Consider the following 13,362-nt stretch of genomic DNA (forward strand, 5'->3'; position numbering starts at 1 on the left):
GTCGAAGAAGAGGGTAGAGTAGAGAGCAGGTTTCACCCTGCCCTCCCTCATCAAACCGTGCATGCGGTTTTCCCGCACACGGCTTTCCGATGTTCTTCACTGTAAGGCATGCGCTTTCGTCCAACCAGCTGTTGTTGGCACTTTATACAACCTATACTTCCCGTAGAGTGCGCGGCTACTGAAACGAAAATAACCGGTGCCCCTATCTTTGATCTTGTGCCGCTTTCGAAGATGTGTCCGTAACCGCTCTTCAGTATGGTACCTGAGATTTTTGAGCGCACTGCTACAATTACGGTAGTGGAAGTAGCCAACCCAGCCTCTCACGGTGGCGTTGACTTCATTCACAACCCAGGTAAGCGGCTTTACCGTTCTCGTTCTCTTCGTGAGTTCGGTAACTCGATCTTTGATAATTTGCAGGGATTTCTTCGATGGTTGAACATGGGAGTACAGCTTCCCACTTTTCCTGCTTTCACCTACCCAAATTGAGAATCCGAGGAAATCAAAGCTTTCTTTATGAGCATTGACGATCTTCGTCTTTGTCTCGTTCAGGGTAAGCTTCAACCGCTCCAGTATCTGTCGCAACACCGCCATTGCCTTGTCGGATTTGTTTCTCCTACAGAGGATGACAATATCGTCAGCATATCTGACAATCCGGGCTCCCAGGCGCTGTTGAAGGTTATTCCGCTCCCATATCCTGTCCAGTATGTGCAGGTAGAGATTGGACAACAGCGGTGAGATGACACCGCCTTGCGGTGTTCCTGTGCGGTTGCCCTTGCCGCCACCGATGTTCCGCTTCGTTCCGTCCTTGTCCATCTCCATGATCGGGGCCTTGAGCCACATCTGAATCAGCCGAAGTATCTCGCCGTCACAGATGCGCTCGGCAACCGTCGCCATGAGGTTGGCGTGGGGTATGGTGTCGAAGTATTTGGAAAGATCGGCGTCGATGACTTCGTTGAAGCCTCTACTCATGGCGTGTGCTACGTCATCGACTGCGGCGTGGGCCGATTTCTTCGGTCTGAATCCATATGAGGTTTCGCAGAAGTCCGCCTCGAAGATCGGCTCGATGACCAGTTTTGCGGCCATCTGAGCCACCCGGTCACGGATGGTCGGAATACCGAGCGGACGCTGACTGCCGTCGCTCTTTGGTATCATGACCCGTTTGACCGGATCAGGTTTGTACGTCTTGTTTCTCAGTGCTTCTTCCAGTGCCCCAATGAATGCGGGTGCCCCTTCGTTTTCCTCGATGGCCTCGAAGGTTAAGCCGTCAATACCGGCACTCCCTTTGTTGGCACGGACAAGACGGTAGGCAAACTCAAGGATGTCAGCCCGATAAACCTTGTCATACAAGGCGTGGAAGCGGCAGGCAGGTTCCTGCTTGGCCTTGCGGTAGAGCTTCCTCTGTAGCGTTCTGATTGTTTCCGGGGGTGTTAGCATGGTTGCAATCCCCATCTCCTCCGCTCTTTGGTTGCGTGAACAAAGCAGGGTTCCTTCCCTCGGGCAGGGTTATGTTGTCCCATGCCCTCAAGCGGTACTATGAACCCCTCCGACTCCCGTTACAGCCCAACGCGATTTCATTTCCTTATACGCGCCGGTTGATGCTCCTTAGGCATCACCGTAACGGGTCTCCAGCACTGGGTTGGATATCTTCCGCAACATGCCGCCCCTGCTACCCCGGAAGATTTTGCTGGCTGATTCCGTTATCAAGGCCAGAGAACAACGGCCTTCCCCTTCTGACCACAGGGTCGGCATCTTCAAGCAATTTACGAGGCTACCTGTAGGTTCACTTTCGTTACGGCCTGCTGCTTTGCCAATTGGGAACTTACGACCCCTTGTTGCCAAGACGCCGCTCCCTTGAACTACCGGGGCGAATCGGACAATTCCCCGGACGGGACTTAAACCCGTTAGATATTCAACTGTTACTGCGTACGGTCAACTCTCCATTTTCCACTAAACATTGAATTCATCATAAAATGGAATATGGAGAGTTGACCCTTTTATTCTCCCCCTGCTCCGTTTCTTTCATGAATTTGGCAAAGAGCGCAGTCTAAATCTAAAATTCGTTTGCAGCGATATGTGGGTGCCATACCTCAAGGTAATCAGAAAAAAGGCTCCGAACGCCCTGAATATCCTTGATCGCTTCCATATCATGAAGAAGTTCAACGAAGCAATTGACCAGATCCGCCGAGGCGAGGTCAAGCTATTCAAAGCCGAGAATCAGGGAAATGTCCTCCTGAACGGTCGCTGGCTGCTTCTGAAGAAACCGGAGAATCTCAATGAGAAACAGACTACCCGGCTTGGAGAGCTTCTGAAACTGAACATCTCCTCAATCAAGGGATATCTCTTGCGAGAAGATTTCCAACGGTTCTGGGAATACAAGTATCCGGCAGCGGCAGAAAAGTTTCTCGACAACTGGATAACGCGAACCCTCCAGACAAACCTTGAGCCGATGAAGAAGGTGGCCAACATGCTCCGGAATCACAAACCGCTGATCATGAACTGGTTCAAGGCAAAAGGACTGCTTTCCAGTGGTGCGGTAGAGGGTCTAAACCTCAAAGCAAAACTGACTATCAGAAAAGCGTATGGCTACAAATCCCAAGGATGCCTTAAAGTAGCGCTATATCATACACTTGGCAAATTACCCGAACCCCTATGCCACATATTTAGCTGACGAACCATATTTCATCACATCACGGAGGGGATAACGAATCTAACTGGGGTGAACAGAGGGGAGCAAGAGACGAACGGGGTTGGCAGGCAGTGGAAAGAGGGCACAAAGCACCCCTGACGGGACTTAACGCGGTACGACCACCTCAGTTCTCCCCCTCCCTGCCGTACAGCAGATAGAGCGGCACCAGGCAGCCGAAGTTCAGCACGCCGAGCGCGAGGTAGACGGCGGAGTAGCCGAACGCCTGGATCCCCCCGCCCAGCAGGTATGCCCCCAGGCCGACCCCCCCATCGAGAAAGGTGAAGAAGGTAGCGGTTACCGCGCTGCTCCGATGCACCGGTGACAGCTGGATCGCCAGTGTCTGGGTGCTTGGCACTGCCATGCCGTAGCCGATGCCGACCAGGGCGGCCGAGATCAGCATGCTGACGGTTGTGTGCATTCCACCCAGCAGCAGGAGGCCCGCCGCCAGCGTGACGACGGACGCGCCGATCGCGACGCCCGGACCGAGCCGGTCGTACATCCAGCCGGTCAGGAGCCGGGAGACGACCGAGGCGCTCGCCATGACCACGAAGAAACTTTTTGCCACGAATAGCAGCCCAAGTTCCGTGGCAAAGACCGCCACGAAGGTAAGCACCCCGCCGTACACAGCCGCGATGATGAGCGCGATGAGCGATATCGGAATGGCCTTGACCTCGAACAGGTCATTGAACGTGAACCGCGGCCGGACCGTCACCCCCTCCTCCACCGGGACGGCGGCAACGATCAGGAGCCCCAGCAGGGTTACGAGGGTGGCAAAGATGAACACCGACCGGTAGCCGAAGGAATGGGCAAGGCTCAGCCCGATGTAGGGGCCGATGGCGCCGCCGCCCAGCACCATGGTCGTCATGCAGGCGAGCCCCTCCCCCTTTCGGGATATCGGGAGCTGACGGGCGCCGAGTGCCATGATCGAGGTGTTTGCCAGGGCGAACCCAATACCGCTCAGAAACCTTATCAGCATGACGCTTGTGGTGGAAGCGGCCGGGAGGTAGAGCAGATTGGCCAGGGCAAACAGGAGAGAGGTCGAAAGCAGCACCCTGCGGACCCCGAACCGCGCCTCCAGGCGGGAGGTGTGGACACGGAACAGCACCGACGCCGCCAGAAAGACCCCGTTGATCGCCCCGGCGGCCTGCATGGAGCTGTGCAGCTCCGACAGCATGTAGGCCGGCAGAACCGGCATGTAGAGCGAAAACGGGATGAAGAGAAACAGCATCCCGAACAGGATCAGGATGAAGGATCTGGTCCAGAGCGGTTCCCTGCCAGCATGTGTCACGGTCCTGCCCCCCTAAGCCGACAAAGCCGGAACCAAACAAAAAGGATCAAAGGCAATTCAACGCGGATCAACGCTGATCTTAGACGGATTGACGGATTGACGCGGATAAACCGAGGCGCCCTCTTTTCAAATCCGTGTAAATGCGTTCCAATCCGCGTCCATCCGTGTTGAATTGCAGTTTATGGGTCCAAGTCTTCACCTGTTACAGCAGATGCCGCACTGCCCGCCCCAGCCCTTCGATGGTCAGGGGAAACATGGGGAAGAGCCCGCCGATCGTCGGCACGGTCTCGTAGTGGGTCCAGGTATTCTCCGGCAGCGGGTTCATCCAGGCCCGCTGGGGAAAGGCCTCGGCGATCTGCCGCAGCCAGTCGACCCCCTTGGTGGCATTCCCATGGAAATGCTCCAGCGAACCGGAGTGGTAAAACAGTTCATAGGGCGCCATGGCGGCATCGCCGACCACGATGATGCGATAGTTCTTGCCGTACTCGCGCAAGACCTCGGCCGTGGGAACGAACTCGTCTGTTTCCAGGTCGGTATAGAGTTTCTCGTACACGCAGTTGTGAAAGTAGAAGGCGCGGAAGTCTTTGAAGTGGTTGAGCTTGTTGGCTGCGGAAAAGAGCCGTTCCGAGAGGGTCCGGTACGGCTCCATGGAGCCGCCCGAGTCCATCACCAGCAGCAGCCGCACGTTATTCTCCCGCTCCCGGCCGAAGACCAGGTCGATCTCCCCGGCGTTCTTGCAGGTCTTGTCGATGGTGGCATCCAGATTCAGCGTCTCCTCGGCGCCGGAATCCCGCAGGTCGCGCAGGCGCTTCAAGGCCACGCTGATCTGGCGCACGTCGAGCGTCAGGTCGCTGCGCAGGTTACGGTAGCGGCGGGCAAAGGCCTGCAAAGCGGCACGGCCGCTGCTTCGCTCGTTAGCAAAGGATATTCCGGTCGGGTGGCTGCCGTTGGCTCCAAAGGGGCTTGATCCACCGGTGCCGATCCACTTCCGGCCCCCGTGATGGGCTTCATCCTGCTCCTGCAGCCTTTTCTCCAGCTCCTGCAGGAGTTCATCCAGGCTGAGCGACTTCATCTTTTCGAGCTCTTCCGCGGAGAGCCGAAGCGGACCCAGCTGGCCCTGGAGCCACTCCAGAATCTTTTCCTTGGTCGCCAGGTTCTCGGGGAGCGGCGCATCCTTGAAACAGTAGGCAAAGGCCTGGTCAAAGGCGTCGTAGTAGGTCACGTCCTTCACGAGCACGCTTCGGGAGAGGTAGTAGAAGTCGTCGAGGCTCTCGTTGTGGAGCCCCTTGGAAAGCCCCTCCAGAAGGGTAAGCCACTCGGTCAGGCTGACCGGCACCTTTAGTGCTCGCAGCGAATGGAAGAGTGCCAGAAACATCAGCGGAAGAACCTGTGGCCGGCAGTTCGCACGTCTGCCGGGCGGTTGGCGTGACGGGTCAAGGTATCGACGTCCTCCTCCATCTTGACCAGCGCCCCCAGGAACGGGACCGACTTGAACAAAGGGGTCTCCTCCTCCGGGAGGCGCGCCCCGCTGGCCAGGAGCGCCCGGATCCAGTCCAGAAGCTCGGAGGTCGAGGGGCGCTTTCTGAGCCCCGGCACCTCGCGCAGGCCGTAGAAGATCTTGCAGGCGCTCTGCAGCAGCTCCCCGGAGAGGCCGGGGAAGTGGACATCGATGATGGCCCGCATCTGCTCCTCGTCAGGGAAATCGATATAGTGAAACACGCAGCGACGGAGGAAGGCGTCGGGCAGTTCCTTCTCCGAGTTTGACGTGACGATCACCACCGGCCGATGGTTGGCCTTCACCCACTCGTCGGTCTCCAGGACGTGAAAGCGCATCTCGTCCAGCTCGAAGAGCAGGTCGTTGGGGAACTCGATATCCCCCTTGTCCACCTCGTCGATGAGGAGCACCACCCGGTTGGGACTCGCAAAGGCCCGTCCCAGGGGGCCGTGCTTGATGTAGTGGCGGATGTCGCGCACGTCGCCGTCGCCGAATCGGGCATCGTTCAGGCGCTGGACCGTGTCATAGGTATAGAGGCCGTCGCGCGCCTTGGTCGTCGACTTCACGTTCCAGAGGATGAGTTCCATCCCCAGGGACTCGGCGATATGGTGGGCGAGGAGCGTTTTCCCGGTGCCGGGCTCGCCTTTGAGCAGGAGCGGCCGCTCCAGGGCCAGAGCTACGTTGACGACATCCTGAAGCGCCCGGGAGGCAACATACCCCTCGGTGCCGCTGAATTGATGAAACTCTTGATTGTACATGGGCTTCTCCTTTATCCCGGATAATGATGACGTTGTGCTGCCTGACTGATGTTGAAGGAACCGAGTCCTAATCGTTGGCCTCGCAGGGTCGCTCCTCAGCAACCACCGACCTGTTTTCCTTACCTGCCCCTCGCAGATGCGGTCTGCTCACCAGGGCTATCCCGATCAACACCAGCACGGCGCCAATGCCAAAAAAAAGATCGATTGCTTCGTGCAGCAGGAGCACCCCGAACGACACTCCGAACAGGGGGGACAAAAACAGGAACACTGACAGCTGCGAAGCGTTGTAGCGCCGCAACAGAGAAAACCAGGCCAAAAATGCCGCGAATGTCACCACAACGCCTTGGAACAGCAGGCTCGTCCAGGCAATGCCGGTCATGGTAAACCTGTCTGCCTGCCCCGAAAGTACGGCATAGCAGAGGCAGATGATAAAAGCAGCAACAAGCTGGTAGAGAAGTGTCTTGGTCGAAGGAGCCTCGGACAAACGCGAACAGCGTATGAGCACCGTTGTGGCGGCCCACAGGATGCCGGCAAAAACACCCAGGGTATCACCCCAAAGTATACGCGGACTGATACCGGTCAGGAATGAACCACCCGTGAATGCCAGCGCAACGCCGGAAAAAGCGATTGCGATGCCTATCCATTGATGACGGCGAAGACGCTCGGAAGGCTTGAACCAGTGAAGCGTCAGCGCCGTAAATATGGGCGCTGTGTACAGGAATACAGACATATGCGAGGCTGTCGTGTAACGGAGTCCCTCTGCCACGCAGACAAACTCCAATGAAAAGGCCAGCCCCGCGATGATCCCGGGGAGCAGGGTCCCATCCCGCAGGCTAAACACTCCCTTACCGCACATGATGACAATGCAGACCAGGAATGAGCTGATCCCGAAACGCAAGGCTATCTGCAGGATCGGCGAGATGTCGGGCGCGGCCGCCTTGATCGCCACCTGATGCAGCCCCAACACCATGCACAGGAAGATCATGCAGGCGACCCCGAATCCATCCAGGTGTTTCCGTTCAACAGTCACCGTCTGCCTCCTCCGGTCTCTTGCGACTATGATCAGGTCAAAATGCGTGGCACGTTCATGATTGAAAACCTGTTGTCAGCCATGCAGTTAGGCAAAATTAGCCACCACTAACGGTAAAGATTCAATAGATCAAAGGGGCCTTCCCGGATAGGAAAGCCCCTTTGATGCAAAGTTGCAGGCTTGGAGAGCGGTTGGTTAACGCCGGCCTACAAGGAGTGTGCAAGCGGGATGATCCCCTCCTTCGGCGACTCCTTCTTGCCGTTTCTCAGCCGGAAATAGTCTTCCGGCGTATTGATATTGATGAATGAATTGAACTCGGGATCAAAGGGTGCGATCTCTTCGGGCAGGAGCTCCCGGACGCAGACCCTCGACATGAGGCCTACCACCCGCCTGTTTGTCCCGCTCTGAAGCAGTTCCTCAAGCGCCGGCAGACACGCCTTCCGGTAGAGGGCATGCAGCGGCTCGAACCCCTTGTCGGTTGAGGGGATGATGAGGTCTGCCCCGGTGACGAGGGATACCTGGTACCGGATCAGTTCCGCATTCAGATGCGGCATGTCGCAGGCCACAACAAAGATTGCCGGGTCGTTGCTGTGGATCAGCCCCGAGTGTATCCCCGCCAGCACCCCTTTGCCCGGGCAGAGATCCGAGACTTTCCGACAGGGGAGGAACGCGTACTGTTCCGGCGAGTTGGTGACGACGATCACCTCCTCGAACAGCTTCGCCAGGGTCCGGTATATCCCCTCGATAAACCGGACACCTTTCTGGGGAAGGAGCGCCTTGTTGCTCCCCATTCGGCTGGAAGCCCCGCCGGCAAGGATGACGCCGGTCACCCCCTTGACCTTCCTACTGAGATGCAATCTGCAATCGCTCGGGATGGGCATAAATATCGAACCTCCCTGCCCTGACATAACCGATCAGGGTGATGCCGGCAGCATCTGCTATTTTTATCGCCATACTGGTCGGAGAGGTGCGGGAAGCGATCAGCGTGATCCCGAGCAGGGCCGCCTTGGCCACCATCTCCGAGGAAACCCTCCCCGACGTGACCAGCATCATGCCGGCCAGGTCGATCCCCTTCAGAAGTGCCTCCCCGGCTATCCGGTCAATGGTGTTGTGACGCCCGAGATCCTCGGCGTAGAGACAGAGGCTGTCAAAACCCACGGCTGCTGAATGCATGCCGCCATGGTTACTGTACCTCTGCGCCGCCTTGGCCATTTCGTCCATCATGCTGAACAGTGCATCCGGCGAAAAAGTTCTGTCCTGGTCAACAGTCCCACCCTGGAGCGCCTTGGGGATGGTGAAGGTAATCCCGGTGCCGCAGCCGGAGGTGAGCACCGGCTTCAGCTTCTCCGGCAGCTCCCCCTTGATCTCGACCTTGGCAACGCCGAAGTCGGTGCAGACGGAGAGGAGCTTGAAATCCTCCACCCGCTCCACGAACCCCTGGAGCCGGAGGAACCCGGCGACCAGGAAACGGAGATCGTGGGGAGAGGCGATCAGGGTGGCGATCTCCCGGCCGTTCACGTTCAGGGGCAGCGGAAACTCCTCCACCACCTCCCGCTCCCGTGGTGTCAGCTGGCCTGTGCCGTTACTGTCTTTGCTGTAGCTGTAGATGCTGATCATGGCTCATACCTCTGAGTCCTGCAAACTCGTTCAGCCCTAATGTACATCCGCTTTCGCAATGCCGAGCCCCGTGTTCTGGCGAATGAAGAGTTCGTCGAACATCTCCTCGTTTCGCCGGCTGCCGAAGACGAGAGTAACGATAAACGTGATCATGAAACCGAACGGTACCGAGACGATCGCCGGGTTCTTGAGCGGGAACAGTGGGGCATCGAGCCCGACCAGGGAGGTGCCGTTCCTGTTCCTGGCATAATCGGTACGCGCCTTGGCCAGGGTCTGCAACTCCGTTTCCGACAGCAGCAGACCTGCAGTCTGCTTTTGTTCCAATGTTACAATGGTTTTTTGCGCATCGGCAGCAATTTTTTTCGGGTAGGTCATATTTGGAGAGACCATCACCAGACCGATGGTGACGGCCGCACCGACCATCAGCCCGCTGACGATACCGGCGGTATTCAGCCTCTTCCAGAACAGGGCGAGCAGGATCACCGGGAAGTTGCTGGAAGCTGCCACGGCAAAGGCGAGCGAGGCCAGGACTACGACATTCTGCTTTTCACAGGCAATCGCCAGCAGGATCGCGATAGCCCCCACCCCAGCCGAAGCCATTTTGGCAACCTTTACCTGGGTCTTCTGGTCGGCATTGCCATCCTTGATGATGTTGACGTACAGGTCATGGGCAATGGCCGCGGAAGAAGCCAGGACCAGCCCCGACACGACCGCAATGATGGTGGCAAAGGCCACGGCACAGAGAAAGGCCAGCAGGAGGTCGCCGCCGATGGTTCCCGGACCGCCGCCGATCAACTGGGCCATCATCAGCGCCGCCATGTTGCCGCCCTTGTCAATGGCCATGATATGCTGCGGCGTCACGTAGACGGCCGCGCCGAGCCCCAGGAACGTCACCATTAACTGGAAAATGGCGATCAGACTCATGGCGACGACAACGCTCTTGCGCGCCGCCTGGGCATTGGGCACGGTAAAAAAGCGCATCATGATGTGCGGCAGGCCGGCAACACCGAGGAACATGGCGATGCCGAGTGAGATCTGGTCAAGGGGATCCTTGAGAAACAGTCCCATTTCAAGAAAGCGCTGGCCGTAGTCGAAACCCTGTACCGCCGAGGGATGCTTCAGAAGCGTCCGCACATGGTCCTGAACCGCCGTGTTGTCCGCAACCTTGTCCAGGAGAGCGACCGGGTTCATACCCGACTTCCAGAGTACGGCTCCGGCCAGGATGATGGCAGTGAATATCAGCAGCGCCGCCTTTATGATCTGGACATAGGTGGTGGCCTTCATCCCGCCGAAGCTGACATAGACGACGATCAGGATGCCGACGCCGACAACGGCCACATTGTAGGGAATGCCGAGCAGAAGCTGCATCAGCTTGCCCGCACCCACCATCTGGACCAGCATATAAAACGAGGACAGGACCACCGCCGAAACCGATGCGGCACCGCGGACCATTTTGGACGGCGAACGGAACGACAGGATGTCGCCCAAGGTGTATTTGCCGGCATTGCGGCACGGTTCGGCGATGATCAGGAGAATCGTGAGGAAGCAGACCGTTGGACCGGCCGCATACATGAACCCGTCGAGGCCGAAGAGGGAGATGAGCCCGGTGGTCCCGAGGAAGGTGGCGGCCGACAGGGTGTCGCCGGCAATGGCCCAACCGTTCTGCAGGCCTGATATACCTCCACCGGCGGCGTAGTAATCGGACGCAGTCTTTGTCTTGCCCGACGTCCAGACCAGAATCACGACCGTGGTGGCGATAATCGCCAGAAACATGCTGATGGTGAACACCCGATTGGTCTTGAGCTCCTTTGCCGGCAGAGCCGGTTTGGCGCTGGCCGTGGCCGGAATACCCCGCATGGCCGAGGGTGTAGAAGCAGCCGAGACTGCTACGGACGCTACTGTCACCTGGCCGGGAGCTGCCACCTTCGGTGCCGGTTCAGCAGCAAAGGCAACGGTGCAAAGCACCCCCAGAACTATAAACAGCAATGCTATCTTCTTCATCGGCCCCTCCCCGGCTCCAGTTCTTCCAACAGTTCTCTGGTGAGAGGATCGAATACCTTATTAGTCCGGTACGTGTAGTAAACAGCGATTGCCACTGTCACGAAAAACTGCACGACGCAGAACAGGTACCCCAGGTTCATCCTGCCGACAAGCCTCGTCTTGAAGATGTCCGGGGCGTAAGCGGCGCCAAGGGTCAGCAGAAAGTAAGGAATCGCTCCGAATACCCAGAGTCCGAAAAGGAACCGGCTCTTCTTGCGATGCAACGTGACAAACTTCGGATTCTTGGCGATGCTTTTCCAATCGTAATCTGGTTCTGACATCAAGCTACTCCTTATCTTTGCCGGGAGGACCGGTATCATGGGGCCGGTCCCACCATCTATGGTTACTGGTACGGCGTAAGAAACAGCGGCTATTGGCTTATCTGGCGTTAGCGTCAGGCGGCCTTGCTCACCGAGCACATGAGCGATTTCACGTCGGGATACCCGAGGATCTCTTCCCGACAGTCGGTATCGGTGAGCAGGTTGGCGTTGGCCTCACCTGACCAGCCATGGGGGACGAAGATGCACCCTTCCGCCACCCGCTCGTCCAGCGCCACCTTCATCCTGACCTTGCCGCGGTTGGTTTCGATGATGATATCGTCACCGGTGGCCAGACCGTACTGCGTGCCGGTCGCCATCCCCACCTCGGCAACCGGGTCCGGGGTTTCCGCCTTCAGGGCGTCTACCCCCCGGAACTGGGAGTGCACGTAATAGTAGTTGCGATGGCCCGTGGAGAGGATGAGCGGATATTTCTCCAGGAACTCCTTGCTGCTGCGCTTCGGACTCCTCTCCGGCTCGATGTAGACCGGCAGAGGGTTCGCACCGACATGCTCCAGGGCTGAACTGTAGATCTTGATCTTGCCGGTGGGGGTGGCGAAGATGCCGTCCCGCACCTCGTACTTCTTTTTGCCGTAGTAGAGACCTTCCGGCTGCTCGTTAAGCATCTGCTCGAAGGTGATGCCCGAGGGTCCGAGCTCGAACTGGATCAGCTCCTCCTCGCTCTGCCACGGGAACTGATCGCCCAGCCCGAGCCTCTTGGCAAGCTCGGTGAACACCTTCCACTCGGACCAGCTCTCCCCGATCGGCTCGATGGCCTTCTTGCGGAGCATCAGGAACGGCAGGCAGTGGCAGACGTTGTAGGTATAGGCAAGGCCCCATTTTTCCAGGTGCGAGCAGGCAGGCAGCACATAGTGGGCCTCCTGGGCGGTCTCGGTCATGAACATGTCGTGCACCACCAGCAGGTCCAGACGCCGGAACGATTCGCGGAAGGCGTTGGAATCGGCCATGGAGACCAGCGGGTTCCCCCCCACCACGTAAAACGCCTTCAGCTTGTCGGGAATCGCCTCCGGCACCATGGTGATGACGCCATACGGGCTCTTGCGGCCCCAAACCTCGATGAACAGCGGATACTCGTCCATCCCCAGCGGGTCGCCCTCCACGTTGAGCCCGACATTGCCGAAGTGCGGACGCGGGCTGATGACCCAGCCGCCCGGCACGTTGATGTTGCCGGTGATGGTCTGGAGGACCGAAAAAGCGCGGCTGTTCTGGGTGCCGCCGGCGGTCTGGTCCTGGGTGCAGGTCCCCTGGTAGATGGACGCCCCCTTGGTGGTGGCAAACATCCGCGCCAGCTCCCGGATCTTGTCGGCCGGGACCCAGGTGATCTCCTCGGCCCATTCCGGGGTGAACGGCTCGATGTGCGGCACCAGCTTGTCGTAGCCGGAGGTATGCTTGTCGACGAAGTCGTGGTCGACAAGGTCTTCCTTGATGATGACGTGCATCATTGCCATGGCCATGGCGCCGTCGGTGCCGGGGCGGATCTTCAGGTACATGTCGGCCTGATCGGCCAGCGGTATCCGCCGGGGGTCGATCACCACCAGCTTCGCCCCTTTGGCCAGGTTCCGTTCCAGGGCGAGTTTCAGGGGAAAGTCGCTGGCATCGGGGTTGTGGCCCCAGAGGATATACAGCTTGGAATCGAGCTCCTCAGTGGGGTACTTGCCGAAGGTGATCTGCCTGGTGCGTATCCGCATCCGGTAGCAGATGCTCTCCACCGAAAAGAAGTTCGGCGAGCCGAAGGCGGCCTTGAACCGCTGGGTCAGCTGCGCCATCTCCAGGTTCTCGACGCCGATGGAACCGCTGAACACCCCGAGAACGCTGGGTCCGAACTCCTCCTTCAGCTTGAGGAGCTTGGCGGCGATCTCATCCAGCGCCTGCTCCCAGCTGACCGGAACGAACTTCCCGTCGACCTTTTTCAGCGGCGTCTTGATCCTGTTGGGGGAGTATATATGCGTGAGTGCCGCCTCCCCCTTGGGACAGAGCTGCCCGTCATTGATCGGGTGACCTTCCAGCCCCTCGACCTTGACGGCCGTGCCGTCCTCGACGGTCACCCTGGTGCCGCAACTGTGATAACAGAGGGTACAATCGGTAAGAACCTGCTGTGTCGATGCCATGA

The 13,362-nt window shown here is 58.3% G+C and carries 10 protein-coding genes and 1 pseudogene; 1 reads left to right on the forward strand and 10 read right to left on the reverse strand.

Going from position 1 to position 13,362, the window contains the following annotated elements; translation table 11 throughout:
- Window positions 1–96 precede the first annotated feature (96 nt).
- On the reverse strand, window positions 97–1,449 hold the full coding sequence (gene ltrA / locus JN12_RS14495; protein ID WP_246125874.1) for a group II intron reverse transcriptase/maturase: 1,353 nt from the start codon (window positions 1,447–1,449) through the stop codon (window positions 97–99).
- Window positions 1,450–1,996: 547 nt separating this feature from the next.
- Between ltrA and JN12_RS14505 the strand changes: the two are divergent.
- Window positions 1,997–2,668, forward strand: a pseudogene (locus JN12_RS14505) (transposase); the annotation flags it as partial.
- Window positions 2,669–2,810: 142 nt separating this feature from the next.
- Here JN12_RS14505 and JN12_RS14510 read toward each other — a convergent pair.
- From JN12_RS14510 to JN12_RS14550, 9 genes are all read right to left on the reverse strand, one after another.
- Window positions 2,811–3,974, reverse strand: a complete 1,164-nt coding sequence (locus JN12_RS14510; RefSeq protein ID WP_145023987.1) for an MFS transporter — start codon at window positions 3,972–3,974, stop codon at window positions 2,811–2,813.
- Between the two features lie 202 nt (window positions 3,975–4,176).
- Complete coding sequence (locus JN12_RS14515) at window positions 4,177–5,349, reverse strand: vWA domain-containing protein (RefSeq protein ID WP_145023989.1); 1,173 nt, start codon at window positions 5,347–5,349, stop codon at window positions 4,177–4,179.
- A complete protein-coding gene (locus tag JN12_RS14520; protein WP_145023991.1) occupies window positions 5,349–6,227 on the reverse strand; it encodes an AAA family ATPase in 879 nt (292 codons plus the stop codon). The genes JN12_RS14515 and JN12_RS14520 overlap by 1 nt, the downstream gene beginning before the upstream one ends.
- Before the next feature lie 67 nt (window positions 6,228–6,294).
- Window positions 6,295–7,257: a DMT family transporter gene (locus JN12_RS14525; protein ID WP_145023993.1), complete on the reverse strand. Its 963-nt coding sequence runs from the start codon at window positions 7,255–7,257 to the stop codon at window positions 6,295–6,297.
- A 206-nt stretch (window positions 7,258–7,463) separates the two neighbouring features.
- Entirely contained in the window at window positions 7,464–8,114 is a 651-nt protein-coding gene (gene mobA, locus JN12_RS14530; protein WP_246125875.1) for a molybdenum cofactor guanylyltransferase, read from the reverse strand.
- Window positions 8,101–8,874, reverse strand: a complete 774-nt coding sequence (gene fdhD / locus JN12_RS14535) for a formate dehydrogenase accessory sulfurtransferase FdhD (protein ID WP_145023997.1) — start codon at window positions 8,872–8,874, stop codon at window positions 8,101–8,103. The genes mobA and fdhD overlap by 14 nt, the downstream gene beginning before the upstream one ends.
- Window positions 8,875–8,910: 36 nt before the next feature.
- Complete coding sequence (locus JN12_RS14540; protein ID WP_145023999.1) at window positions 8,911–10,875, reverse strand: solute symporter family protein; 1,965 nt, start codon at window positions 10,873–10,875, stop codon at window positions 8,911–8,913.
- Window positions 10,872–11,195: a DUF485 domain-containing protein gene (locus JN12_RS14545; protein WP_145024001.1), complete on the reverse strand. Its 324-nt coding sequence runs from the start codon at window positions 11,193–11,195 to the stop codon at window positions 10,872–10,874. Before JN12_RS14545 ends, JN12_RS14540 begins: the two co-directional genes overlap by 4 nt.
- Window positions 11,196–11,308: 113 nt before the next feature.
- On the reverse strand, window positions 11,309–13,360 hold the full coding sequence (locus JN12_RS14550; protein ID WP_145024003.1) for a molybdopterin-containing oxidoreductase family protein: 2,052 nt from the start codon (window positions 13,358–13,360) through the stop codon (window positions 11,309–11,311).
- Between the last annotated feature and the right edge of the window lie 2 nt (window positions 13,361–13,362).

It is taken from the genome of Geobacter argillaceus, from assembly GCF_007830735.1.
Taxonomy (GTDB): domain Bacteria; phylum Desulfobacterota; class Desulfuromonadia; order Geobacterales; family DSM-12255; genus Geomobilibacter; species Geomobilibacter argillaceus.

Coding starts and splice junctions, on each gene's coding strand:
- ltrA (WP_246125874.1), bottom strand. CDS start 1,449: ATGGGGATTGCAACCATGCTAACACCCCCGGAAACAATCAGAACGCTA.
- JN12_RS14515 (WP_145023989.1), bottom strand. CDS start 5,349: ATGTTTCTGGCACTCTTCCATTCGCTGCGAGCACTAAAGGTGCCGGTC.
- JN12_RS14520 (WP_145023991.1), bottom strand. CDS start 6,227: ATGTACAATCAAGAGTTTCATCAATTCAGCGGCACCGAGGGGTATGTT.
- fdhD (WP_145023997.1), bottom strand. CDS start 8,874: ATGATCAGCATCTACAGCTACAGCAAAGACAGTAACGGCACAGGCCAG.
- JN12_RS14540 (WP_145023999.1), bottom strand. CDS start 10,875: ATGAAGAAGATAGCATTGCTGTTTATAGTTCTGGGGGTGCTTTGCACC.
- JN12_RS14545 (WP_145024001.1), bottom strand. CDS start 11,195: ATGTCAGAACCAGATTACGATTGGAAAAGCATCGCCAAGAATCCGAAG.
- JN12_RS14550 (WP_145024003.1), bottom strand. CDS start 13,360: ATGGCATCGACACAGCAGGTTCTTACCGATTGTACCCTCTGTTATCAC.